We start from the raw sequence: 25,652 nt of genomic DNA, 5'->3' as shown, positions 1-25,652 counted from the left end.
GGGCGCCCGCACCGTCCGGTGCGGGCGCCCTGTCGCGTTCACTGCTGCGGCGGCTGCTGGGTCCACTCCTGCGGCAACTGCTGTTGCTGCTGCGGTGCAGCCTGCCCCGGGGCCGGGTAGCCGTAGCCCGCCGGGGCCTGGCCCTGCTGCTGCGGCCACGGCTGGCCCGGCGCCGGCGCGCCGCCCCAGGGCTGGCCGGGAGCGGCTTCCGGCTGCGGATAGCCGTAGCCGGCCGGCGGCTGGGCCGCCCACTGCTGCTGTTGCGCACCGTGGTGGACCGCCTGCTGCCAGCCGCCCTGGGCGGCCGCCTGCTGGGCCCGGACCAGGTCCTCGCCGACCAGGGTGGCCAGCTCGAAGTAGGCCTCGCGGACCTTGGGCCGCATCATGTCCAGGTTGACCTCGGCGCCGGCCGCCAGGCTCTCGTCGAACGGCACCACCACCACGCCGCGGCAGCGGGTCTGGAAGTGGGCCACGATGTCCTCGGTGCGGATCAGCTTGCTGGTCTCGCGGACCCCGGAGATCACCGTGATGCTGCGCTGGACCAGGTCGGCGTAGCCGTGCGCGGAGAGCCAGTCCAGCGTGGTGCTGGCACTGCTGGCGCCGTCCACGCTCGGGGTGGCGACGACGATCAGCTGGTCCGCCAGGTCCAGCACCCCGCGCATCGCGCTGTAAAGCAGGCCGGTGCCGGAGTCGGTCAGGATGATCGGGTACTGGCGGCCCAGCACGTCGATCACCTGGCGGTAGTCCGAGTCGTTGAAGGTGGTGGAGACCGCCGGGTCCACGTCGTTGGCCAGGATCTCCAGGCCGGAGTTCTGGTCCTGCGAGGTGAACTGACGGATGTCCATGTAGCTGTGCAGGTGCGGGATGGCCGTCACCAGGTCGCGGATGGTCGCGCCGGTCTGCCGCTTGATCCGGCGGCCCAGGGTGCCCGCGTCCGGGTTGGCGTCGATCGCGATCACCTTGTCCTGGCGCTCGCTGGCCAGGGTGGCGCCGAGCGAGGTGGTGGTCGTGGTCTTGCCGACCCCGCCCTTGAGGCTGATCACCGCGATCTTGTAGCAGCTGAGCACCGGGGTGCGGATCAGCGTCAGCCGGCGCTCGCGCTCGGCCTGCGCGGCCTTGCCGCCGAACCGCAGCCGCGGGGCCTGGCGCTGCTGCTTGGGCTGGGTGCGCAGCAGGCGGTCCGAGTTGAGCTCGACGGCGGCGGTGTAGCCGAGCGGGGCGCCCGGCGCCGGGGCCTGCTGGGCGGCGGGCTGCTGGAAGGCGGCCGGCGGCTGCGGCTGGGCGTAGCCGGGGGCCGGGTAGGGCAGCGGCGGGGCCTGGTGCCCCGGGACGGGCTGCGGCCAGCCGCCCTGGCGCGGGTCGACCGGGTGCACGGGCTGTGCGGCGGGAGCCGGCTGCGGTGCGGGGGGCTGGGCGGCCTGCGGCGGGTACGGGTAGGGCTGGGCCTGTTGCTGTGGGTGCGCGGGCTGCGGGGCACCGGCCTGCGGGGGCCATGGGGCGGCGGGGGCGGGCTGCGGGTGCTGCGGCTGGAAGTGCGGTTGGGGCTGGCCGGGGTGCTGCGGCCCGGTCGGGTAGGGGTAGCCGGGGTACGGGGCGGCGGGGGCGGGCTGTTCGGCGGGCGCGGGCGCGGGCGCGGGAGTGGGGGCCGGGGCCGGCACCGGCGCGGCCATCAGGAAGGTGCCCGGCTCGGCATCGGTCCGGGCAGGGCCGGCGGGGGACGGCTGCTCGGCCACCGGGGGCGGGGAGGGAACGGGCTCCGGAACCGACGCCTGCTCAGCCGACGCCGCCTCAGCCGGCACCGCCTCCACGGAGGCGGCCTCGGCCGACGCCGCCTCAGCAGCGGGCACCGCCTCGGCGGCCGGAGCCGGCCCGGGGCTCACCGGCGCGGCCGGCTCGCTCTGGGTGTACCAGGCCGGGGGAGTGTAGTCCGGCGCGTCCGACCAGTCGTCGTCGTCCTCTGGCGGGTTGTCGCCGACGTAGACGCCGTCCCGATCGCTACTCACCTTTGGGCTCCCTCGTGTTCGCCGCCGCTGTCCGCGGTGCCGTGGGCACCAGCCTAGAACGTCGCCCTTGCCAGGTTCACCACACCTTCGCAGCGGTGTTCAGTCCACCCGGCGGGCCGGGCCGAGGACCTGGTACTCGTCCGGACCGGCCTCCAACCGGACGTACTGGCGCCGCATCCGCGAGGCCCACAGGGTGATGTCGTCGCCCAGCGTCGGCAGCGCCGCCACGTCCGCCGGGGCGAGGCCCAGCACCCGGCCGACCAGCTCCGCCTCCTGCGGCGAGACCCGCTGCACGCCCACCAGGTCGGCCGCGTTCAGCACCCGGGAGGCGTTCGGCCCCAGGTAGGGCAGCACGGTCACGGTGGACTGCCACCCGGTGGCCGAGAGCCGGCTGCGCGGCGGCCGCGGCCCCAGGTCCCGCACCACCAGCACCGGCGCGGCCACCGAGGGCCCCTGCGCCCCGAGCCGCCCGATCTGGTGCACCGTCACGCACGGCTGCCCGCCGCCCGCGGCCTGCGCCAGGGTGGCCCACAGCTGCGGGCGGGCGGTCTCCACCGCGACCCGGGCCCCGGTGGCGGCCGCCCGCAGCGCGATCAGCTGCGCTGTCCACACGCCGCCGACCAGCACCACGTCGTAGGCGGTGGGCCGGAACAGCCCGAGCACGGCGGGCCGCTGTTCCGGGTCCTCGCCGATCAGCACCCCGTCGTCGCCGACCGGGAAGGAGAGCGCCGCCAGGTCGGCGGGCTCCAGCACGTGCCGCTCCCGGCGCGGCCCGCGCAGCCCGAAGCCGGGCCGGATCCGCCCGGCGGGCCGGGCGCCGGGGGCGGTGCCGGATGCGGCGGCGCCCCCGGAGTAGGTCTGGTAGGCCATCAGCTGTTCCCTCCGAAGGGCTCGGCGGTCGACGGACGGTGCGTCAGCCGACGGCCCGTCACGCCGTGCCGCCCAGCGGCAGCGTGGCCAGCACGCCGGGCACCTGCTCCTGGTCCAGCCGGGCCAGCCCGAGCCCGACGCCCTGGGCGCGCTGCTCCAGCTGGCGGCCGAACCGGTCGGCGTCGTGCTCGCTGCGGGCGACCACCCGCAGGTACCCGCTGAGCGCCACCGAGTCACCGGTGCCGGGGCGGGCGGTCAGACTGAACGCGCTGGCCAGCGCCGGGGTGCCGGTGAGCAGGTTGACCAGCTCCGGGGCCGAGACCCGGCCGGGCGGCCCGGCCGGGCGGCCCAGTTGCGGCCAGCGGGAGATCCAGTAGGTGGTGTGGAAGCGGTCGTCGACCCGCACGAAGCGCCGGCTCTCCTGGGTCCGCCGGGGCAGCTGACCGGTGCCGGCGCCGCCTGCGCTGCCCTGGCGGCCCGCCGTGGCCAGCGGGTTGGCGCAGCTGGCGATGGCCAGCGCGGCGATCAGCTCGCGCTCGTCCAGCACGCTGGCGGTGAAGCCGGCCCCGTCGAGGCGGCCGGCCAGCTGGTCGGTGACCCGCTGCAGCGCCTTGCGGGCGCCCTCCTCGCCGCCGCCGCGGGCCAGCACGGCGGTGGCCGCGCGCTCCGGGTCGAGCTTGAGCGCCACCCAGGTCAGCCGCAGCGCGGGGGTACTGGGGCCGGCCGGCAGCTGCTGGTAGCCGCGGGCGGCCAGCGACTGCTCAGGCAGGTGCGGTGCCGGGGCGGGCTGGGTGTGCTGGACCAACTGGACGGACTCCAGCGCGATGTCGTCCACCCGCAGCGCCGAGCAGAGCAGGTCCAGCGGCAGCGGCCGCGCGGTGCGCATCGGGCGCAGCGGCTGGTCCTTGGCCTGCACCAGCAGCACCGAGGTGAGGAAGGTGCCGTCGCCGACCATCCCGGTCTCGCGCCGGATCGGGCGGCCGGCGCCCAGGTCGGTCTCGGTGGCGTGGGTGCAGGTGCGCAGGGCCGGGTCCAGCTCCAGGGCCGGGGCCAGACCGGGGTCGGTGCCCGGCGGCACGCCCAGCGGCGTGCGGCGGCGGGTCCGCAGCGCGGCGCGGATCCGCAGCGCGTCCGGCAGGCTGCGCCCGCGCACCGGGACCAGGGCGAGCGCCAGCAGCAGCACGGCCGGGACCGCGAGCAGGCCGGTGGCCACCTTGCCGACCGTCCAGCCGACCGCGACCAGTGCCACCGCCACCTGTACCAGGACCAGGTGCTGCAGCCGCAGCCGCCCGCCCAGCAGGCCGGGGCGCGGGTGCAGCTTCACCGCCACCGTGCCGCTCGGACCCGCCGCCGGTTCTCCGCCGTGTTCGGCCCGGCGCCGCCCTGGAGCCGTCTGGCTTCGCATCCCCCGCGTGACCCTCTCTGATCGGCTGTCACGGCCCGGCTGGCCGGGTGCAGAACAGTACCCGTACCGTACTCACCGTCTGCGGCATCGTAGAGGGTTGGGGCCAGCGGGGGCCCGGCGGGCGGGGCAGCGGGAACGGGGAGACGGGGTAGAGATGGCATCACGGCGCGACGAGCTCAACGCCTACACCTTCGCGCGCAAGCGCATGGTGGGCGCCTTCCTGCAGCCGGCCGGCGGCGGCAGCGACGAGGACGCGCCGCGCCCGATCCGGGCCGTGGTGCCCTCGCTGGTGCTGGGCGCGGTGGTGCTGGCGGGGTTCGGGGTCTGGGGGATGATCAAGCCCAGTGCGCCGGTGGGCTGGGACGACGGCAAGAACGTCATCGTCGGCAAGGACTCGACGACCCGTTACGTGGTGCTGCCCGGTCCGGACGGCGGCAAGGTGCTGCACCCGGTGATCAACATGGCCTCGGCCAAGCTGGTGCTGCCGGCCGACTCCAAGGTCGTCTTCGTCGCCGACTCGGTGCTGGACAACTACAAGGACCACGGCCCGACCATCGGCATCCCGTACGCGCCCGACAAGCTGCCCAGCGCGGGGGACGCCGGGCAGGCCAAGAAGTGGTCGGTCTGCGACCGCCCGGGCGCCGACGACGACCACCCCAACCAGGGCGTCTTCATCGCGGCCGGCGCCGAGGCGCAGACGCTGGCCCGCAAGGACCGGATGCTCGGCGGCGGGCAGGCGCTCTACGTCCAGGCGCCGCGGGCGAACGGCGCGGACGGACCCCAGTACCTGGTCGATCCACAGGGCCGCAAGCACCAGTTGGGCACCGCCGGGATGGGCGAGGCGGACATGCGGGCGCTGCGGCTGGCGCTGTTCGGCACCCAGAGCAAGCCCGAGCACGTCACCCGGCAGTGGCTGGACACGCTGGCCGAGGGCAGCCCGATCGTGTTCCCCGCGGTGCCGGGGCTGACCGCTGCCAAGTCCCCGTCCAGCGTGCAACTGGCCGACCCGGCCGAGCGGTTCGTGGGCCGGCTGGTCACCTCGGGGGACGCCTACTACGTGGTGGGGGCCGACCGGCTGTACCAGGTGACGGCGTTCGCCGCCCAGTTGATCCAGATGAACCCGCTGACCGCGGTGGCCTACGACCACAAGCCGCCCACCGTCGCCACCATCTCCCCGGCGGACAACGCGAGTTACACCCGCGACTACGACAGCTCCGGCCCGCTGGCCAAGGTGCCGGACTGGCCCGCCGCCAAGCCGGGCGACGCGGTCAACGGGGGTGACGCCACCGGTGCCCGGGCGGTGGTCTGCTCCACCTTCGAGGGAATGGCGGCCGGCGGGGTGCAGCGCTCGGTCTGGGCCGGCACCGACTTCCCGGCCCCGTACACCCCGGGCACCGCGACCGCGCACGTCAGCCCGGGGCACGGGCTGTTCTACCGGGCGATGGACAGCAGCGCGCAGGCCTCCGGCAGCGACTTCCTGATCACCGAGACCGGGCTGCGCTACGCGGTGCCGGCCAACAACGACGGCCAGGCGGCCGGTGCGGGGGCGGGCCCCTCGCCCGACCCGTCCGCCGATCCGGCACAGGCCGGCGCCGCGGCGGCCCCGCCCTCGACCAACGAGGCCCAGGCCAGGCTCGGGTACAAGGACGACCAGCCGGTCGCGGTCCCCAAGGCCTGGTCCGACCTGGTCCCGGCGGGCCCGGTGCTGAACACCAGGACCGCCACCCAGGCGCAGAACTCCTGAGCCCGGACGCCGACTTCTGACGATCGGTCAGCACCCGGCGGTGGCAACGTCAGGGCTTGGTAACCATCAGCTGCCCGGTGTTGGGTGGTTCGGTGGCGACGGATAAAGTGCTCCGCAGGCATCACGCCGTGGTGTCCTTCGGGTCGGCTGGGTGACCGGTTCGGGCCCGATGATGGTCTGTCTCATGGGGGACGGTGGCATATGGCTGGTCAGTTCACGACGACCGCCGAGGAGATGACGGCCTTCTCGGCGAAGATCGTCCAGGTCAACGAGCAGGTCCAGAAGGAGATCCAGTCGCTCAACGGCCTGATCGGCGAGGTGGCCGGCGGCTGGACGGGCGATGCCGCGACCGCCTACCACCAGCTCCAGCAGCGTTGGAACGACGACGCCCAGGCGCTCAACAAGGTGCTGGACGAGATCCGGCAGGCGATCGACGCCACCACCAAGCAGTACTCCGCGACCGAGGACAACCAGCGCTCGTCGATCAGCGGCGTCCAGGGCGGCTGATCGCCCCGACCTCCGGTCGGTAACGCGAAGTTCCCGGGCAGCCGGCACGGGGGTGCGCCCGGACCACCTCATCCATCGCTAGGAGCCACCATGCCAGAGATCAAGGTCACGTTCTCGACCATCGAGAACGCGGGCACCACCGTCCGCCAGACCGCCACCACCATCCAGCAGCAGCTGGACGACCTGAAGGCCGGCGTCGCCAAGATCGCCGCCTCCTGGAGCGGTGCGGCGCAGGAGGGCTACCAGGCCCGCCAGCGGGTCTGGGACCAGAAGGCGGCGGACCTGCACACCACGCTGCTGCAGATCGCCTCGGCGCTGGACAACGCCCACCAGAGCTACACCCACACCGAGAACGCCAACCGGGCGCTCTGGGAGGGGTGACCCCGCAGCCCCGGTGACCGGGGCGCGGTGGTGGGAAGTGTGAGACAGGCCCTGAACGAGCGGGCGTCCCCCGGGACGCCCGCTCCGGGCATGTCGGGCGAGCGGGAGGGCGGGCAGTGGGGTTGAAGCGCCAACTGGGGCGGGCCGGGGCGGTCACGGCGGCACTGGGCGTGCTCGCGGCCGGTACGCCGGCCTTCGCGGACGACCCGGCGGGCCTGCACTGGTCCCCGCTGAGCATCTCCGCCGCGGGCAACTGCACCTTCCCCGCCAAGGACGTGGCCGCCACCCCCTGGGCGCTCCAGCGGGTGCTGCTGGACCAGCTCTGGCAGGGCGGGCGGAGCACCGGCAAGGACGTGCTGGTGGCGGTGATCGACACCGGGGTGGACGACCGCAACCCGCAGCTGCAGGGCAAGGTGCTGGACGGCGGGACCCTGCTGGCGGACAAGAGCGTCAACCCGCCGCAGCCCGTCCAGGGCGGAGCCAGGACCGACCCGGTCGGCCACGGCACCAAGGTGGCCGGGATCATCGCCGCGTCCCACCGCGACGGCGTCGGCTTCGTGGGGCTGGCACCCGACGCGCGGATCCTGACGATCCGGCAGAACGACGACGCGGGTAACGGCGACGTCGACACCCTGGCCAAGGCGGTCAACAGCGCGGTGGCCAAGGGCGCCCAGGTGATCAACATCTCGCAGGACGTGCGGGCCGCCGGCAACAGCGGCGATTTCGGCGACGGCGGGGGACTGCGCCGCGCGGTCGAGGCGGCCGAGGCGGCCAACGTGGTGGTGGTCGCGGCCTCCGGCAACGACGGCCAGGAGGGCGCCACCTATCCGGCCGCCTACCCCTCGGTGCTCGCGGTGGGCGCCTCCGACCGCAACAACGAGCGGGCCGCGTTCTCCGAGTACGGCGACTTCGTGAAGGTCGCGGCCCCCGGCGTCGACATGCTCTCCACCGTCCCGGCCGGTGGCCAGTGCGTGGACAACGGCACCAGCTTCGCCGCCCCCTACGTGGCCGGGGTGGCCGCACTGCTGCGCGGTGAGCACAAGGACTGGTCCGCCCGGCAGATCCGGGCCCGGATCGAGCAGACCGCGCAGCGGATCCAGCGCGGGCCCGACAAGTACCTCGGCTGGGGCGTGGTGGACCCGGTCAAGGCGGTCACCGACACCGACCCGCCGGCCGCCGATCCGGTGCCCGACCCGGCGGTCGAGCTGGCCGGCGCCCCGATCGTGGCGCAGCCGCTCGGGCTCGGCGAGACCCAGGCCGACCGGGACCGGCGTACCGCGGCCTACGTGCTGGGCACCGGCGTGCTGCTGGTCGCGGCGCTGTTCGGCGGCTCGGTGGTGCTGCGCGACCTGCGCCGCCGCCGGGCCGGCTGAGCGCTGACGCGGCGGCGGAGACCGAACGCGGCCCGCCAGCAGGAAACCGAACGGCCCGGACACTCCCCAGTGGGTGTCCGGGCCGTTCGGCACGGGGGTCAGGCGCGCTCGTCCTCGGGCAGGGTGATCACCCAGCGGCTCTCCTGGCGCGGGCGCAGGTACAGGACCCAGTAGAGCGAGGCGACGGCGGTGATCGCGCCGGTCCAGATCAGCGCGGTGGTGTCCAGCTGCGTCAGTACGTAGAGCAGCGCGACGACCAGCAGCGCGGGCAGCACCGGCCACAGCGGCTGGCGCCAGGCGGGGGCGTCCTTGTGGGCGCCGCGGCGGGAGAACAGCGCGGCGACGGCGACCAGCAGGTAGAGCGCGGCGACCGAGACGCCGGTGATGTTGGTCAGCTGGGTGAGCGGGACGAAGCACAGCGCCGCGCCGGGCACGCCGACCGCCAGGGTGGAGATCCACGGGGCGTTGAACCGGTTCAGCGTGCCGAAGGCCTTGTTGACCGGCTCCGGCCAGGCCTTGTCGCGGCCCGAGGCGAAGAGCACCCGGGAGTTCTGGATCACCATGACGATGCCGGCGTTGATGATCGCCAGCGCGATGCACAGGCTGATGAAGGTGCCGACCGCCGAGTTGCTCCAGCCGGTCACCATCGAGGAGATGTCGCCGCCGGTCAGGCTGGCCACGTCGGGGGCGCCCAGGGTGATGGCGATGGTCGGAACCATGATCACCACAGCGGACAGGCCCAGCGTCCACAGCACGGTGCGGGCCACGTTCTTGCGCGGGTTCTCCAGCTCCTCGGAGAGGTAGATCGCGGTGGAGAAGCCCTGGGTGACGAAGAGCGCGGTGCCCATCGCGGCCATCATCGCGGTCAGGCCCACGCCGCTGGTGGCACCGCTGGTGTCGGCCACCACGCCGTGCACCAGCGAGCCGGCGCCGCGCTGGCTGTGCGCGAAGCCGAGGAAGGAGACCACGCCGGCCGCGATCACCTCCAGCACCAGGAAGATGCCGGTGATCCAGGCGTTGGCGCGCAGGTCCAGCAGGCCGGCCACGGTGGCGGCGAGCATCACGCCCGCGCCGGCGACCGAGGGGTTGAGGTGCACGATCGGGGCCAGGTAGGCCGAGGTGCCCATGGCGATGACCGCGGGGACGATCATCACGACCAGCAGCGACTGGATGAAGACCAGCCAGCCGGCGAACCGCCCGGCCAGCGTGCCGACCATCGCGTACTCGCCGCCCGCGCTGGGGATCAGGGTGCCCAGCTCGGAGTAGGCGAACGCGACCGCCACGCAGATGATCGCGCCGATGCCGATGGTCAGCGCGGTCGCGGTGCCCAGCGAGTTGAACAGGGTGGGCACGATGACGAAGAGCGAGGAGGCCGGCGTCACGCAGGAGAGCGTGAGCAGCGTTCCGCCCACGATGCCCAGCGAGCGGTTGAGCTTGCGCGGGGCCTCGGTGCTGGTGACCACTGCCGTGGGGGCGGCAGTGGGCGGGCGAAGCGTGTCGGTCATGGGGAGGTCCGATCGGCTCAGCGCCGGGAGGCGCGGTCCTGTGCGGTACTGGGGGATCGGGAGCGGCTATCGCCTCCGGAGGGGGTCTCGCCTGGGGGTTTGCTCGGTGTCGCTCCCGAGTGGCCAATGGTGCGGGGGCGTATGGGTCGCGTCAATGCCGCTCGGCCTTCGGAATCCGTTGCGGTGGAACGCATGACCATCCAATCCGATGCTCACGAACGGTCACGAGGGCGGATGTCCGAACTGTTAGCTTTGGCCAAGCCAGGATGAATCGAAGGTTAACGGCCGTTGCCTGGCTTGAAATCGAAGGTCAAATCCGGCCCTTCCTATCCCTCGCCCAGGCCCGCAATCAGCCCTCGAGGGCCCTGACCAGGCCCTGGGGGCGCGACGACATCCGCAGCCGCGGCCGGAAAAATGCTCGATAACATTCCGGCCAGCGGACACCCGCAGCAGCAGGGCCGGGTGCGTCGCACGCACCCGGCCCCTGCTGGTCACCCACTGTCACTACTGCGGCGGCAGCCATCCGGTCTGCACCATCTGACCGCCGCCGATCCGGCGCGACACGAACAGCCCCCGGCCCGGCGGCAGCGCCTGCGGCTTGGCGGTGCCCAGCAGCGCGCCCTCGTCCCGCGGCCCGGAGAGCAGCACGCCCTGGCCGCCCAGCTCCCGCATCCGCTGCATCACCGGCTCGAACAGCGAGCGCCCGGCCCCGCCGGCGCTGCGCGCGATGATCACCCGCAGGCCGATGTCCCGGGCGAACGGCAGGAACTCGGCCAGCGGCGCCAGCGGGTTGCCCGAGCTGGTGGCCACCAGCTCGTAGTCGTCCACCACCACGAACATGTCCTTGCCGCTGTACCAGCTGCGGTTGCGCAGTTGCTCGGCCGTCACGTCCGGGCCCGGCAGCCGGCGCGCGCAGGCCCCGCGCAGCATGTCCACGATCGCCGCCATGGCCGGCTGCGCGGCCGCGTACTCCACCAGGTACTCCGGCGGCACCGCGCCCAGCAGCGCGCGCCGGTAGTCGCCGACCACGATGCCGGCCTGGTCCGGGGTGTACCGCTCGGTGATCTGCTTGACCAGCATCCGCAGCAGCGCCGACTTCCCCGACTCGCTCTCCCCGAAGACGATGAACAGCGGGTCGGTCTCGAAGTTGACGAAGACCGGCGCCATCTCGACCTCGTCCACCCCGAACGCGATCCCGCGCCCGGGGTGCTCGAAGCCCTTGGGCAGCGTGTGGCCGTCCAGCACCGCGGGCAGCATCCGCACCTGCGGCGCGCGCGGCCCGCTCCAGGCCGCGTTCACCGCCTCCACCAGACCGGCCACCCCGGTCACCAGGTCGTCCGCGCTGGTCGAGCCGTCCACTCGCGGCAGCGCGGCCAGGAAGTGCAGCTTGGCCCCGGTCAGCCCGCGCCCGGGCGCGCCCACCGGCACGTTCTGCGCCACCTTGCGGTCGATCTCCGACTCCATCGAGTCGCCCAGGCGCAGCTCGGTGCGGTTCTGCAGCAGGTCCTTCAGCGCCGGGCGGACCTCGGCGTAGCGGGCCGCGGTGAGCACCACGTGCACGCCGTACCCCAGGCCGCGCTGGGCGATGTCGTTGACCACCGGCTCCAGCGCCTCGAACTCCTGGCGGAAGGTGAGCCAGCCGTCGATCACCAGGAAGACGTCGCCGAACTGCTCCTCTGGCAGCTGTCCGGCCGCCCGGCGGGTGCGGTAGGTGGCGATCGAGTCGATCCCGGTGGCCCGGAACAGCTCCTCGCGCCGGTTCAGCACCCCGTGCACCTCACTGACCGTGCGGCGCACCTTGTCCAGGTCCAGCCGGCCCGCCACCCCGCCCACGTGCGGCAGCTCCTGCAGCGACTGGAAGCCGCCGCCACCGAAGTCCAGCAGGTAGAACTGCGCCTCGGCCGCGGTATGGGTCAGGCCGAAGCCGGCCACCATGGTGCGGATCAGCGTCGACTTGCCCGACCGCGGACCGCCGACCACCAGGCCGTGGCCGGCCGCGCCCGAGTAGTCCTGGTAGAGCACGTCGCGGCGCTGCTCGCGCGGCCGGTCCACGATCCCGACCGGCACCACCAGCCGGCCCAGCGCCCCGAACTCCGGCGAGGTCAGCCCGCGCTCGGCGGTGGCCTGCAGCGGCGGCAGCAACTGGTCCAGGCTCGGCGGCAGATCCAGCGGCGGCAGCCAGACCTGGTGCGCGGCCGGACCCTGCCCGGCCATCCGCTGCACGATCACGTCCAGCACGGTGTCCGCCAGCGCGTCGTCCAACTGCTCCGGCTCCGGCTCCAGCTGGGCCGGCGGCAGCTCCAGCACCGGTACCTCGGCTGCGGTGAACAGCACCGGCTGCACACCGGCCACCCGGCCGCTGGTGCGCTGCTGGCCCGGCGCCCGGTACGGCCCGGAGACGTAGGCCGCCTTGAACCGGTCCATCACGTCGGTGCCGAACTTCAGGTAGCCGACGCCCGGCACCGGCGGCAGGTGGTAGGCGTCGGGCACGCCGATCGCGGCCCGCGACTCGGCGGCCGAGAAGGTGCGCAGACCGATCCGGTAGGAGAGGAAGGTGTCCAGTCCGCGCAGCTTGCCCTCCTCCAGGCGCTGCGAGGCCAGCAGCAGGTGCACGCCCAGCGACCGGCCGATCCGGCCGATCTGGATGAACATGTCGATGAAGTCCGGCTTGGCGGTGAGCAGCTCGGAGAACTCGTCGATGATCAGTACCAGCGAGGGCAGCGGGTCCAGCGCCGCGCCGGCCGCCCGGGCCCGCTCGTACTCGTTGAGGTTGGCGTAGTTGCCGGCCGACCGCAGCAGCTCCTGACGGCGGTTCAGCTCGCCCTCGATCGCGTCGCGCATCCGGTCGACCAGGGTGAGCTCGCCCTCCAGGTTGGTGATCACCGCGGAGGTGTGCGGCATGTCCGCCATGCCAGCGAAGGTCGCCCCGCCCTTGAAGTCGGCGAGCACGAAGTTGAGGGTCTCGGAGGAGTGGGTCATCGCCAGGCCCAGCACCAGCGTGCGCAGCAGCTCCGACTTGCCCGAACCGGTCGCGCCGACGCACAGTCCGTGCGGGCCCATGCCCTCCAGCGCGGCCTCCTTGATGTCCAGGTGGACCAGCTCGCCGCCCGCGCCCACCCCGATCGGCACCCGCAGCTTCTCGTGCTGGGCCCGCGGGCGCCAGGTGCGCGCGACGTCCACCGAGCCGGCGTCGCCCACGCCCATCAGGTCGGTGAAGTCCAGGTTGGACAGCAGTGGCTCGTCGTCGCCGCCGGCCGAGATCCGGTACGGGGCCAGCTGGCGGGCCAGCGCCTCGGACTGCCAGGCGGTCAGCGTGTCGGGGGCACCGGAGTAGGAGGCGCCGGAGGCGGACTGCAGCAGCAGCTCGGTCGGCGAGACGGTGACCAGCAGGTGCCCGGTCGGCTCGTCCAGCTCGCCCGGCACCACCTCGATCACGGTCACCCCGTGCACGCCCTCCAACCCCGCCAGCACCGAGTCGTGCGGCACCGAGGCCCCGTCCAGCACCACCACCAGGTGCGGCTGGTCCGCGGTCGGCTGGGCGTCGCGGACGAACCGCGGCCGGCCCGCCAGCTCGTCGGCCAGCAGCTGCTCCAGCTCGCCCAGGCCGGCCGCGATCAGCCGGCGCGAGCCCGCGCCGTCGTTCTGCTTGCGGTGCTGGCTGTGCGGCAGCCACTTCATCCACTCCCACTCCTCCAGCGCACCGGGCGCGGCGGCCACCGCGACCAGCAGGTCGTCGGGGGAGTGCAGGGTGGTCAGTTGGGCGATCATGGCACGCACCGTGCCGTACACGGTGTCCGGGTCGCCGCAGACCGTGAGGTGGTAGAAGGCGCGCAGCGAGACCGCCAGCGGCAGGTCCGCCAGCGTGCCGTGGGCCTGCAGGAAGGAGCGCATGGCGTCCGCCGAGAGCGGCTCCAGCTCGTCCATCGGCGCGGTCTGCGGTGCCACCAGCGGGGTGCTCAGCTGCTGCGGGCCGCGGCCCAGCCGGATCTGGGCGAAGTCCGGGTCGCTGGGGCGGCGCTCCCACAGCCGGCGGCCCTCGGCCACGATCGACCAGAGCTGGTCCGGCTCCGGGTGCAGGTAGAGCTGCGCACCGCGCTGGCGCTCGGCGGTGCGCCGGACCTGACGGCGCATCTGCTGCAGGTACTTCAGGTAGTCGCGGCGCTCGTCGGCCAGGCCGGTGCCGCCGCCCTTGCGGGCCCGCACCACCTGGGCCACGCCCATGCCGGCCGTGGAGGCCAGCATCAGCACGCCCATGACCTTCATCATCGGCGCCGCGCCCGGCATGAAGAAGAAGGCCGCCGAGCCGCCCATGCCCAGCATCGGCAGCAGGCTCATCATCCAGTCGTCACCGCCGCCGCGGGCCAGCTCGGGCGGGGAGGCCAGCTCCACCGGCTCCTCCGGCACCGCGGGCGGATAGACCCGGGCCGGACGCTTGACCGTTACGACACTCATCTACCGCCCTCGACTGACCGGTCGCATCGCGCAGGTGGCGCCCCTGTGACTGCCTCGCCCCCGTCGCCGACCGGGCGATCCTACCCAGGGCACCCCCGGTCGGCGCAGACGGGCGGACGGTAGGGTGACGCAGCACCAACAGCAGTCAGGGGGAGCACCGTTGAGTACCAATGCAGCGACCGGCTTCTGCCGGGTCACCGTGGTGGCGCCGGACAGCCGGATCGACGTGGCGCTGCCGGAGGACGTCCCGCTTGCGGACATCTACCCCGAGGTGCTGCGGCTGTCCGGCCAGACCCAGGGCGAGGGCGCCCCCACCGGCTTCCACCTGGTCCGCCGGGACGGCACCGTGCTGGACAGCGGCCTGCCGCTCAACGCCCAGCAGGTGCGCGACGGCGACCTGCTGAGCCTGCGTCCGTTCGCCGAGTCGCTGCCGCCGGCCGTCTACGACGACGTCGCCGACGCGATCGCCAGCGCGGTCGAGGCCGACCGCCGGTTCTGGAGCCCGGACCTGATGCGGGCCTTCGGCCTGGTCGGCGCCGCCGTGCTGATCGTGCTGCTCGGCTTCGCGCTCTGGTTCGCCGACCTGCGCCACGACATGCACGGCCTGCCCGGCGTGCTGGCCGGCGTCACCGCGGTGGTGCTGGTCGGCTTCGCCGGGGTGCGCGCCCGGGTCTACCAGGACCACGCCGCCGCCCTGGCGCTGGGCGTCGGCGCGCTGCCGCACGCGTTGATCGCCGGCACCGGCGTGATCGCGGTGGCGCATGCCGGGGCCGGCCCGGGCCGACTGCAGTTCCTGGTCGGCTGCGTGTCGGTGCTGGTGGTCTCGGTGCTGCTGGTCGGGCTGCTGCCGGAGCGGGACTCGGTCTTCGTGGGCGCCGCGGTGCTCGGCACCGCCGGCACCCTGGCCACCTTCGGCGCGGTGCTGCTGCCCGCCACCCCCGCCGGCCACATCGCCGCGGTGGCCGGGGTGGCCGCGCTCGCCTCGATCGGCTTCCTGCCCGCACTGTCGGCCCGGTTCGCCCGGCTGCCGGTCGGGTACAGCGCCCCCGGCCAGACCCGCACCCGCTCCGGCCGGCTCGGCGAGGAGCAGACCCGGGCCGAGGCGGTGCAGTACGAGCGGATCGCCCACCAGGCCCGGCGTGGCCACGAGGTGCTGGTCGGCCTGGTCGGCGGAGCAGCTGCGGTGATCGTCGGCAGCTGCGCCGTGCTGGGCTTCACCGACGCCGTCTTCACCCAGCTGCTGGCGCTGGCCCTCGGCGTGTCGACCATGCTGCGGGCCCGGCTGTTCCGCTACACCGCGCAGGTGTTCAGCCTGACCGTGGCCGGCCTGCTGGGCCTGGCCCTGCTGATCGTGGGCCTGTCGCTGCACACCCCGCTGTTCATCGTCGAGGCCGCCGGCAGCACCGCGGTCGACCTGCGCACGCTCTGGCTGGCCGGTTCGGTCGCGGCCGGCGCCGCACTGCTCACCGCCATCGCGCTGGTGGTGCCGCGGCTGGGCGTCTCGCCGTTCTGGGGCCGGGTGCTGGACCTGGTGGACAGCCTGCTGCTGATGTCGCTGGTCCCGCTGGCGCTGGGCGTCCTGGACGTCTACGCCCGGGTCCGCGGCACCACCGGCTGAGCACCCCTTGACGGGCCCGGGAAATCCCGGTCGGCCCGGCAGGAACCGGCTGGTACCCTTGGCTGTCCGAGTAGTGGAAGCTTCCTGTGCCGTAAACCAGGGACGCTCGGAAACCCCGAAGGAGTTCGCGTGGCTCTCGCTGCCGACGTCAAGAAGCAGATCATCGCCGAGTTCGGCCAGAAGGAGGGCGACACCGGCTCCCCCGAGGTTCAGGTGGCCATGCTCTCCCGCCGCATCTCGGACCTGACCGAGCACCTGAAGTTCCACAAGCACGACCACCACAGCCGTCGTGGCCTGCTGATCCTGGTCGGTCAGCGCCGTCGTCTGCTGCAGTACCTGGCCAAGAAGGACATCGAGCGCTTCCGTGCGCTCGTCGACCGCCTGGGCATCCGTCGCGGTGCCGCCGGCGGCATCCGCTAGCAGCGCCCCTGGGGCGGCTCCCCTTCAGGGGAGCCGCCCCTCGCGCTTACCCGACCGCAGTACATTCCCGGTTCGCCTCCCGAGGTGGCCGAGATTCGCACCGTAGGGTTGTGGGCATGCCGGGTGGTGGCGCCAACCAGCGCCGCACCCAGACGCACCACAACCAGCAGCGGGCTCCAGGCTTCAAACGGAAGCCGCCCGCATCCAGGAGGAGCGCCCGTGCGCCGGGCGGACGAACCGTCCGCAGCGCGGGTAGAGCCGCCGCCAGGCCGGACCGCCGCGAGGCGCCGGTCCTCGGTAGTGGCCGCCGGGAGTCCCGCAGACCGAAGCGGGAGCGCCCGGGGGCTTCGATCGAAGACCGGCCCGGCAGGTCAGGGCCGACGGTGGCACACGCGGGGGCGCCCTCCCGGAAACGTACGAAAGAGGAGATCTTCCAGGTGGAAGAGAACGTGTTCTACGCCGAGGCCGTGATCGACAACGGTTCCTTCGGCACCCGTACCATCCGCTTCGAGACCGGCCGCCTGGCCCGTCAGGCCGCCGGCTCCGCCGTGGCCTACCTGGACGACGACACCATGGTGCTGTCGGCCACCAGCGCCTCCAAGCAGCCGAAGGAGCACTTCGACTTCTTCCCGCTGACGGTGGACGTCGAGGAGCGGATGTACGCCGCGGGCCGGATCCCCGGCTCGTTCTTCCGTCGTGAGGGCCGCCCCTCCGAGGACGCCATCCTGACCTGCCGTCTGATCGACCGCCCGCTGCGCCCGTCCTTCGTCAAGGGCCTGCGCAACGAGGTCCAGGTCGTCGTGACGGTCATGGCGCTCAACCCCGACCACCTGTACGACGTGGTCGCGATCAACGCCGCCTCCGCCTCGACCCAGCTGGCCGGCCTGCCGTTCTCCGGCCCGATCGGCGGCGTCCGCGTCGCGCTGATCAAGGGTCAGTGGGTGGCCTTCCCGACCCACTCCGAGCTGGAGGAGGCCGTCTTCGACATGGTCGTGGCCGGCCGGGTGCTGCCGGACGGCGATGTGGCGATCATGATGGTCGAGGCCGAGGCCACCGACAAGACCATCACCCTGGTCGCGGGCGGCGCCGAGGCGCCCTCCGAGGAGGTCGTGGCGGGCGGTCTGGACGCCGCCAAGCCGTTCATCAAGGTGCTCTGCGACGCCCAGGCCCGCCTGGCCGCCCAGGCCGCCAAGCCCACCGGCGAGTTCCCGGTCTTCCTGGACTACCAGGACGACGTGCTGGCCGCGCTGTCCGCCGCCGTCAAGGACGAGCTGGCCAAGGCGCTGACCATCGCCGGCAAGCAGGAGCGCCAGAACGAGCTGGACCGGGTCAAGGCGGTCGCCGCCGAGAAGCTGCTCCCGGAGTTCGAGGGCCGCGAGAAGGAGATCAGCGCCGCCTACAACGCGCTGACCAAGAAGATCGTGCGCGAGCGCGTCATCAAGGACAAGGTCCGCATCGACGGCCGTGGCCTGACCGACATCCGCACCCTGGCCGCCGAGGTCGAGGCGATCCCGCGGGTGCACGGCTCGGCGCTGTTCGAGCGCGGCGAGACCCAGATCCTGGGTGTCACCACGCTGAACATGCTCCGCATGGAGCAGCAGCTGGACACGCTCTCCCCGGAGACCCGCCGCCGCTACATGCACAACTACAACTTCCCGCCCTACTCGGTCGGTGAGACCGGCCGGGTCGGCTCGCCCAAGCGCCGCGAGATCGGCCACGGCGCGCTGGCCGAGCGGGCGATCCTGCCCGTGCTGCCGACCCGCGAGGAGTTCCCCTACGCGATCCGCCAGGTCTCCGAGGCGCTGGGCTCCAACGGCTCCACCTCGATGGGCTCGGTCTGCGCCTCGACCATGTCGCTGCTGAACGCCGGTGTGCCGCTGAAGGCCGCCGTCGCGGGCATCGCGATGGGCCTGATCTCGCAGGACATCGACGGCGAAACCCACTACGTCGCGCTGACCGACATCCTGGGCGCCGAGGACGCGTACGGCGACATGGACTTCAAGGTCGCCGGTACCCGCAACTTCATCACCGCGCTGCAGCTGGACACCAAGCTCAACGGCATCCCGGCCTCGGTGCTGGCCGCCGCGCTGAAGCAGGCCAAGGACGCCCGCCTGCACATCCTGGACGTGATGAACGAGGCGATCGACGCGCCCGACGAGATGTCGCCGAACGCGCCGCGCATCATCACCATCAAGATCCCGGTGGACAAGATCGGTGAGGTCATCGGCCCCAAGGGCAAGATGATCAACCAGATCCAGGAGGACACCGGCGCGGACATCACCATCGAGGACGACGGCACCATCTACATCGGTGCGGTCGACGGTCCCTCGGCGGAGGCTGCCCGTACGACGATCAACCAGATCGCCAACCCGACCATGCCGGAGGTCGGCGAGCGCTACCTGGGCACCGTGGTGAAGACCACGACGTTCGGCGCGTTCGTCTCGCTCATGCCGGGCAAGGACGGCCTGCTGCACATCTCGCAGATCCGCAAGCTCGCCGGTGGCAAGCGCGTGGAGAACGTCGAGGACGTGCTGGGCGTCGGCGCCAAGGTGCAGGTCGAGATCGCCGAGATCGACCCGCGCGGCAAGCTCTCGCTGATCCCGGTCGTCGAGGGCGAAGAGGGTGACGAGGCCGCGTCCGAGTGACGCGCCGCTAGCAACCCCGCGGCCCGTACGCCCTCGCGGCGTACGGGCCGCCTCCTGTTCTGTCTGCTCCTGTGAAAGAAGGAAGCCCGTGGCCCAGGCCCCGGCGACGAAGCAGCGTCCCGGCAGTACCCGCACCCTCCTCAAGGGCGTGGACGGCGCCGGCACGGTGCGCCGCACCGTCCTGCCCGGCGGCCTGCGGGTGGTCACCGAAACCCTGCCGACGGTGCGGTCGGCCACCTTCGGGATCTGGGTCGGCGTCGGCTCCCGGGACGAGACCCCGCAGCTCAACGGCGCGACCCACTACCTGGAGCACCTGCTCTTCAAGGGCACGGCCCGGCGCTCGGCGCTGGAGATCTCGGCCGCGCTGGACGCGGTCGGCGGTGAGATGAACGCCTTCACCGCCAAGGAGAACACCTGCTACTACGCGCGGGTGCTGGACACCGACCTGCCGCTGGCCATCGACGTGGTCTGCGACATGCTCACCGGCTCGCTGATCCGCCCCGAGGACGTGGAGGCCGAGCGCGGCGTCATCCTCGAGGAGATGGCGATGGCCGAGGACGACCCGGGCGACGTGGTGCACGACCTGTTCGCCAAGGTGATCTTCGGCGACGGCCCGCTCGGCCGCCCGATCCTGGGCACCCAGGAGACCGTCACCGGGCTGACCCGGGATCAGATCGCGGGCTTCTTCAAGCGCCGCTACAAGCCCGAGCAGCTGGTGGTCGCGGCGGCCGGCAACCTGGACCACGCGGCCGTCGTCAAGCAGGTCAGGGCGGCCTTCGCCCCGCTGCTGGCCAAGTCCGAGGCCGCGCCCGCCGAGCCCCGCCGCGGGGTCCGCGCGGTGCGCACCGCGGGACGGCTGGCGGTGCTGAACCGGCCCACCGAGCAGGCCCACCTGGTCCTGGGCGTGCCCGGCGTGCCCCGGCACGACGAGCGGCGCTGGGCGCTCGGCGTACTCAACGCCGCGCTCGGCGGCGGGATGAGCTCGCGGCTCTTCCAGGAGGTCCGGGAGAAGCGCGGCCTGGCCTACTCGGTCTACTCGTACTCCTCCTCCTACGCCGACACCGGCCTGTTCGGCATCTACGCCGGCTGCCAGCCCAAGCGGGTCGAGCAGGTGTTGCGAATCTGCCGCGAGGAGCTCGACAAGGTGGTCACCGAGGGGATCACCGAGGAGGAGCTGACCCGGGCGATCGGCCAGATCTCCGGCTCCACCGTGCTGGGCATGGAGGACACCGGCTCGCTGATGAACCGGATCGGCAAGGCCGAGCTGGCCTACGGGCAGCACCTGTCGGTGGACGAGATGCTGGCGAAGATCGCCGCCGTCACCCTCGACGACGTGCACGCGGTCGCCCGGGACGTGCTGGGGGCGCACCAGCCCTCGCTGGCCGTGATCGGCCCGATCACCGACAAGCGGGCGGCCACGCTCGCCGACTTCCTTTAAGTGAGGACTGGGATGACCCTGCGCGTCGCCGTCATCGGCGCCACCGGACGGATCGGCTCCGAGGCCGTCAAGGCGGTACGGGCCGCCGAGGGGATGGAGCTGGTCGCCGCCCTCGGCCGCGACAGCGAGCTGGGCGAGCTCACCGAGGCCGGCGCCCAGGTCGCGGTCGAGTTGACCCACCCCGACTCGGTGATGCGCAACCTGGAGTTCTGCACCGCCAACGGCATCCACTCGGTGGTGGGCACCACCGGCTGGAACCCCGAGCGGCTGGAGCTGCTGCAGGGCTGGCTCAAGGCGGCCCCCAGCACCCCCACCGGACCGGTCGGCTGCCTGATCGCGCCGAACTTCTCCATCGGCGCCGTGCTCACCATGCAGTTCGCCCAGCAGGCGGCCAAGTACTTCGAGTCGGTCGAGGTGGTCGAACTGCACCACGACCGCAAGGCCGACGCCCCCAGCGGCACCGCCACCCGCACCGCCCAGCTGATCGCGGCCGCCCGCGACGCGGCCGGCCGCCCCCGTCAGCAGGACCCCACCACCCACGAGCTCCCCGGTGCCCGCGGCGCCGACGTGGACGGGGTTCCGGTGCACGCGGTGCGGCTGCGCGGGCTGCTGGCCCACCAGGAGGTGCTGTTCGGCGACACCGGCGAGACCCTGACGATCCGCCACGACTCGCTGCACCACAGCTGCTTCATGCCGGGCATCCTGCTGGGCGTGCGCAAGGTGGTGCAGACCCCCGGCCTCACCTTCGGCCTCGAACACTTCCTGGACCTGTGATGACCTCGCGCACCGGTTTCTTCGTCCTGGCCGGCCTCCTCTTCTTCGTCGCGCTGGTCTGCGTGCTGGAGGGGGTGCAGCTGATCGCCACCGGCAAGCCGGCCGGCATCGGCATCGGGCTGTGCGCCTTCGTCATCCCCGGCATCGGGATCTGGTTCCTGCGCCAGACCGTCCGGTTCGGGCGCACCACCGAGCAGATGTCGCGCGAACTGGCGGCCGAGGGCGGCCTGCCGGTGGACGAGCTCGAGCGCACCGCGGGCGGCCGGATCGACCGCGCCTCGGCCGACGCGGTCTTCGCCAAGCGCCAGGCCGAGGCCGAGGCCACCCCGGGCGACTGGCGGGTCTGGTTCCGCCTGGCCGTCGCCTACGCCGACGCGGGGGACACCCCGCGGGCCCGCAAGACCATGCACCACGCGATCAAGCTGAGGAGTACCCCGTGACCGAAGCCGCCTCCCCGACCTTCCGCAGCGATGTCACCGTGGAGCTGGTCCGCAGTGCCGCCACCGACACCGACGTGCTCTGGGCGGCCCGGGTCTCCACCGCCGGCGAGCAGTCCCTGGAGGAGCTCCAGCGCGACCCGGAGAAGTCCAAGGGCCTGATCAACTTCCTGATGCGGGACCGCCACGGCACCCCCTTCGAGCACAACTCGATGACCTTCTTCGTCAGCGCGCCGATTCTTGTCTTCCGTGAGTTCCAACGCCACAGGGCCGGATGGTCCTACAACGAGGAGAGTGGCCGCTACAGGGAGCTGCAGCCGGTCTTCTACGTCCCGGGCCAGGACCGCAAGCTGGTGCAGGTCGGCCGCCCCGGCAAGTACGAGTTCCACGAAGGCACGCCCGAGCAGCACGAGGCGGTGTCGGGTGCGATGGAGCGGGCCTACCGCGAGGCCTACGCGGCCTACCAGGAGATGCTGGCCGAGGGCGTGGCCCGGGAGGTGGCTCGGGCGGTGCTGCCGGTGGGGCTCTTCTCCTCGATGTACGCGACCTGCAACGCGCGCTCGCTGATGCACTTCCTCTCGCTGCGGACCAAGGACGAGCGGGCCAAGGTCCCCTCGTTCCCGCAGCGCGAGATCGAGATGGTGGCCGAGCAGATGGAGGAGCAGTGGGCGAAGCTCATGCCGCTCACCCATGCGGCCTTCAACGCGCACGGCCGGGTCGCACCCTGACCTGGGCAGATTGCCATATGGGCGCATCGGTCCGGCATGTCTGGATTGCGACAGAATCGGGTGCTCCCTAGGCTCAGGTCACGGATTCCGGTGCTGCTTGAACCCCCGAGCAGGTAGCACCGGAATCCTATGATTTGCGGCCTTTCTGGCCCCTCGTCAGGGGGTCCGCTGTCCGAACCGTGGACCGGACTCCCAGCCTCCTCATCGGCTACGAGTATTTTTGGACCCATGGCTCCGACCTCCACTCCGCACGCTCCCTTCGGCCGGGTCCTGACCGCGATGGTGACCCCGTTCACCGCCGACGGCGGGCTCGACCTCGACGGCGCCCAGCGCCTGGCCTCCCACCTGGTGGACCTGGGCAACGACGGCCTGGTGCTGAACGGCACCACCGGCGAGTCCCCGACCACCAGCGACGCCGAGAAGGCGCAGCTGGTGCGCGCCGTGGTGGAGGCGGTGGGGGACCGGGCACACGTGGTCGCCGGCTGCGGCACCAACGACACCGCGCACAGCGTCGAGCTGGCCCGGCAGGCCGAGGCCGCCGGCGCCCACGGCCTGCTGGTGGTCACCCCCTACTACAGCAAGCCCCCGCAGGAGGGTCTCTACCGGCACAACGTGGCGGTGGCCGACGCCACCGGCCTGCCGGTGATGCTCTACGACATCCCCGGCCGGGCCGGTGTGGCCCTCGGCCACGAGACCCTGGTCCGGCTCGGCGAGCACCCGCGGATCGTGGCCAACAAGGACGCCAAGGGCGACCTGGCCGCCGCCTCCTGGGCGATCGCCCGGTCCGGGCTGGCCTGGTACTCCGGCGACGACATCCTGAACCTGCCGCTGCTGTCGGTCGGAGCCGTCGGTATGGTCAGCGTGGTCGGCCACCTGGTCGCCGACCGGCTGCGGGAACTGGCGGAGGCCTTCGCCGCGGGTGACACCGCACGGGCAACCGCCGTGCACCAGAGCCTGCTGCCGGTCTACACCGGCATGTTCCGCACCCAGGGCCTGATCCTCACCAAGGCGGCGCTCGCGCTGGCCGGGCGGCCCGCCGGCCCGGTCCGGCTGCCGCTGGTCGACGCCACACCGGAGGAGATCGCCCGCCTGAAGGAGGATCTCGCCGCGGGCGGGGTACACCTGTAACAACACACGACGTGCGCGCCCCCGGATCGCCGGGCCCCGCTACCGCCAGCGGGGTCCGTCGCAGAACCGGAGACGACCGGCGCGAGGCACAGCAACGAGCCGCTCGGTGACGAGCGGACCGACCTGACAGGTACTGACGAAGCCGCGCGCCATATGCCGGTGGGGCGAAGACCCCCCGGTGTATGGCGTGCTGCGTGAACGGAGAATCTTTTGAGTCATCCTCACCCTGAACTCGGCGCTCCGCCCGCACTCGCGCCGAACGCGATCCGGATCACCCCGCTCGGCGGTCTGGGGGAGATCGGTCGCAACATGACGCTGCTGGAGTACGCGGGCCGGCTGCTGGTCATCGACTGCGGCGTGCTCTTCCCCGAGGACGAGCAGCCCGGCATCGACCTGATCCTGCCGGACTTCTCCTCGATCCGGGACCGCCTCGACAAGATCGACGGCATCGTCCTGACGCACGGTCACGAGGACCACATCGGCGCCGTGCCCTACCTGCTCCGGGAGAACCCGGACATCCCGCTGATCGGCTCGAAGCTGACCCTGGCGCTGATCGAGGCCAAGCTCGCCGAGCACCGGATCCGGCCCTACGTCCTCGAGGTCGCGGAGGGCGAGAAGGAGCAGATCGGCCCCTTCAGCTGCGAGTTCATCGCGGTCAACCACTCCATCCCCGACGCCCTGGCGGTCGCGGTCCGCACCCCTGCGGGCATGGTGGTCGCCACCGGCGACTTCAAGATGGACCAGCTCCCGCTGGACGGCCGGCTGACCGACCTGCCCGCCTTCGCCAAGCTGGCCGAGGAGGGCATGGACCTGCTACTGGTGGACTCCACCAACGCCGAGGTCCCCGGCTTCATCCCGCACGAGCGGGACATCTCCGCCGCGCTGCGCAACGTCTTCGCCAACGCGGACAAGCGCATCATCGTGGCCTCCTTCGCCAGCCACGTGCACCGCATCCAGCAGGTGCTGGACGCCGCGCACGAGTACAAGCGCAAGGTCGCCTTCGTCGGCCGCTCGATGGTCCGCAACATGGGCATCGCCCGGGACCTGGGCTACCTGAAGGTCCCCGGCAACCTGATCGTGGACGTGAAGCAGCTCGACGACCTGCCGGACAAGGAGGTCGTGCTGGTCTGCACCGGTTCGCAGGGCGAGCCGATGGCCGCGCTGTCCCGGATGGCCAACCGCGACCACCAGATCCGGATCGTCGAGGGCGACACCGTGATCCTGGCCTCCTCGCTGATCCCCGGCAACGAGACCGCGATCTACCGGGTCATCAACGGCCTGACCCGCTGGGGCGCGAACGTCGTCCACAAGGGCAACGCCAAGGTGCACGTCTCCGGGCACGCCTCGGCCGGCGAGCTGCTGTACTTCTTCAACATCTGCAAGCCGAAGAACCTGATGCCGGTGCACGGTGAGTGGCGCCACCTGCGCGCCTGCGCCGACCTCGCCATCAAGACCGGCGTGCCGAAGAACCGCACGGTCATCGCCGAGGACGGCGTGGTGGTCGACCTGGAGAACGGTGTCGCCAAGATCGTCGGCAAGGTCCAGGCGGGCTACGTGTACGTCGACGGCTCCTCGGTCGGCGACGTCACCGAGTCCTCGCTGAAGGACCGTCGGATCCTCGGCGAGGAGGGCTTCATCTCGGTCTTCGTCGTGGTGGACTCCAGCAGCGGCAAGATCGTGAGCGGCCCGACCATCCAGGCCCGCGGCTCCGGCATCGACGACGGCGCCTTCGGCCCCGTGGTGCAGAAGCTGGAGGAGGCGCTGCGCAAGTCCGCCGACAACGGCGTGCTGGACGTGCGCCAGGTCCAGCAGCTGGTGCGCCGCATCATCGGCAAGTGGGTGGCGGACAACTACCGTCGCCGGCCGATGATCCTGCCCGTCGTGGTCGAGGTCTGAGACCGGACCTGACCGCGGCACTCGACCTGGTTTGACGCGGGGCGACTCGGTGCGTAAGGTTCTCCGAGTTGCCCCGCTCCGGTCGCGCGGCTCCGCTCAGAATTTCGATTGACGTTCGAGCGGGGAAACGGACCGAGGAACTCTGCTAGAGTTCGGGAGCGCCGAAAGGCGAAAGCAAATCCGATGAAATCCGGAGCCGGAAACGGCACGGAAAACGTCTGATAAGCTGGAAACACGAAAGAGCGAAGCGCCCGGAGAGCTGAGAGATCAGCGCAAAGGAAGCGTCCGTTCCTTGAGAACTCAACAGCGTGCCAAAAGTCAACGCCAG

Annotated in this window: 19 protein-coding genes; 13 read left to right on the top strand and 6 right to left on the bottom strand. The window is 72.4% G+C overall.

The window, feature by feature from the left end; translation table 11 throughout:
* Positions 1-38 precede the first annotated feature (38 nt).
* The 3 genes from C7C46_RS10960 to eccE form a co-directional block, all read right to left on the bottom strand.
* On the bottom strand, positions 39-2,003 hold the full coding sequence (locus tag C7C46_RS10960; protein WP_245984348.1) for a MinD/ParA family ATP-binding protein: 1,965 nt from the start codon (positions 2,001-2,003) through the stop codon (positions 39-41).
* A gap of 99 nt (positions 2,004-2,102) precedes the next feature.
* Complete coding sequence (locus C7C46_RS10955) at positions 2,103-2,873, bottom strand: hypothetical protein (protein ID WP_181442294.1); 771 nt, start codon at positions 2,871-2,873, stop codon at positions 2,103-2,105.
* 58 nt (positions 2,874-2,931) lie between these two features.
* On the bottom strand, positions 2,932-4,278 hold the full coding sequence (gene eccE, locus C7C46_RS10950; RefSeq protein ID WP_110668318.1) for a type VII secretion protein EccE: 1,347 nt from the start codon (positions 4,276-4,278) through the stop codon (positions 2,932-2,934).
* Between the two features lie 154 nt (positions 4,279-4,432).
* On the opposite strand from eccE, the gene eccB reads away from it, so the two are divergent.
* The 4 genes from eccB (at position 4,433) to mycP (ending at position 8,283) form a co-directional block, all read left to right on the top strand.
* Complete coding sequence (gene eccB / locus C7C46_RS10945; RefSeq protein WP_110668317.1) at positions 4,433-6,022, top strand: type VII secretion protein EccB; 1,590 nt, start codon at positions 4,433-4,435, stop codon at positions 6,020-6,022.
* A gap of 201 nt (positions 6,023-6,223) precedes the next feature.
* The gene (locus C7C46_RS10940) at positions 6,224-6,529 is read left to right on the top strand and encodes a WXG100 family type VII secretion target (protein ID WP_110668316.1); all 306 of its coding nucleotides are present in this window, start codon (positions 6,224-6,226) and stop codon (positions 6,527-6,529) included.
* 90 nt (positions 6,530-6,619) lie between these two features.
* Positions 6,620-6,910, top strand: a complete 291-nt coding sequence (locus C7C46_RS10935; RefSeq protein WP_110668315.1) for a WXG100 family type VII secretion target — start codon at positions 6,620-6,622, stop codon at positions 6,908-6,910.
* Between the two features lie 122 nt (positions 6,911-7,032).
* Entirely contained in the window at positions 7,033-8,283 is a 1,251-nt protein-coding gene (mycP, locus tag C7C46_RS10930; RefSeq protein ID WP_110668331.1) for a type VII secretion-associated serine protease mycosin, read from the top strand.
* A gap of 98 nt (positions 8,284-8,381) precedes the next feature.
* Here mycP and C7C46_RS10925 read toward each other — a convergent pair whose 3' ends face one another.
* Both C7C46_RS10925 and eccCa read right to left on the bottom strand, forming a co-directional pair.
* Positions 8,382-9,788: an APC family permease gene (locus C7C46_RS10925; protein ID WP_110668314.1), complete on the bottom strand. Its 1,407-nt coding sequence runs from the start codon at positions 9,786-9,788 to the stop codon at positions 8,382-8,384.
* A gap of 504 nt (positions 9,789-10,292) precedes the next feature.
* Positions 10,293-14,240: a type VII secretion protein EccCa gene (gene eccCa, locus C7C46_RS10920; RefSeq protein WP_110668313.1), complete on the bottom strand. Its 3,948-nt coding sequence runs from the start codon at positions 14,238-14,240 to the stop codon at positions 10,293-10,295.
* Positions 14,241-14,400: 160 nt separating this feature from the next.
* On the opposite strand from eccCa, the gene eccD reads away from it, so the two are divergent.
* The 9 genes from eccD (at position 14,401) to C7C46_RS10875 (ending at position 25,324) form a co-directional block, all read left to right on the top strand.
* On the top strand, positions 14,401-15,858 hold the full coding sequence (gene eccD / locus C7C46_RS10915; RefSeq protein WP_110668312.1) for a type VII secretion integral membrane protein EccD: 1,458 nt from the start codon (positions 14,401-14,403) through the stop codon (positions 15,856-15,858).
* A gap of 129 nt (positions 15,859-15,987) precedes the next feature.
* Positions 15,988-16,278: a 30S ribosomal protein S15 gene (rpsO, locus tag C7C46_RS10910; RefSeq protein ID WP_110668311.1), complete on the top strand. Its 291-nt coding sequence runs from the start codon at positions 15,988-15,990 to the stop codon at positions 16,276-16,278.
* A 437-nt stretch (positions 16,279-16,715) separates the two neighbouring features.
* The gene (locus tag C7C46_RS10905; RefSeq protein ID WP_110668310.1) at positions 16,716-18,923 is read left to right on the top strand and encodes a polyribonucleotide nucleotidyltransferase; all 2,208 of its coding nucleotides are present in this window, start codon (positions 16,716-16,718) and stop codon (positions 18,921-18,923) included.
* Positions 18,924-19,011: 88 nt separating this feature from the next.
* The gene (locus C7C46_RS10900) at positions 19,012-20,361 is read left to right on the top strand and encodes a M16 family metallopeptidase (protein ID WP_110668309.1); all 1,350 of its coding nucleotides are present in this window, start codon (positions 19,012-19,014) and stop codon (positions 20,359-20,361) included.
* Between the two features lie 12 nt (positions 20,362-20,373).
* Positions 20,374-21,135 carry a 4-hydroxy-tetrahydrodipicolinate reductase gene (dapB, locus tag C7C46_RS10895; RefSeq protein WP_110668308.1) on the top strand — a complete coding sequence of 254 codons (762 nt, stop codon included), beginning with the start codon at positions 20,374-20,376 and terminating at the stop codon, positions 21,133-21,135.
* Positions 21,135-21,575, top strand: a complete 441-nt coding sequence (locus C7C46_RS10890) for a tetratricopeptide repeat protein (protein WP_110668307.1) — start codon at positions 21,135-21,137, stop codon at positions 21,573-21,575. The genes dapB and C7C46_RS10890 overlap by 1 nt, the downstream gene beginning before the upstream one ends.
* Positions 21,572-22,300: an FAD-dependent thymidylate synthase gene (gene thyX / locus C7C46_RS10885; protein WP_110668306.1), complete on the top strand. Its 729-nt coding sequence runs from the start codon at positions 21,572-21,574 to the stop codon at positions 22,298-22,300. The genes C7C46_RS10890 and thyX overlap by 4 nt, the downstream gene beginning before the upstream one ends.
* Before the next feature lie 228 nt (positions 22,301-22,528).
* Positions 22,529-23,428 (top strand): 4-hydroxy-tetrahydrodipicolinate synthase, encoded by a 900-nt coding sequence (dapA, locus tag C7C46_RS10880; protein WP_110668305.1) that lies wholly within the window; start codon positions 22,529-22,531, stop codon positions 23,426-23,428.
* Between the two features lie 210 nt (positions 23,429-23,638).
* Entirely contained in the window at positions 23,639-25,324 is a 1,686-nt protein-coding gene (locus C7C46_RS10875) for a ribonuclease J (protein ID WP_110668304.1), read from the top strand.
* A 145-nt stretch (positions 25,325-25,469) separates the two neighbouring features.
* Here C7C46_RS10875 and C7C46_RS35880 read toward each other — a convergent pair.
* The coding region (locus tag C7C46_RS35880) for a hypothetical protein (protein WP_220040593.1) at positions 25,470-25,652 on the bottom strand (183 nt) is incomplete at its 5' end.

Origin of the sequence: Streptomyces tateyamensis, assembly GCF_003205575.1 — a bacterium.
GTDB lineage: Bacteria > Actinomycetota > Actinomycetes > Streptomycetales > Streptomycetaceae > Kitasatospora > Kitasatospora tateyamensis.
This window is presented reverse-complemented; position numbering and strand designations above follow the sequence as displayed.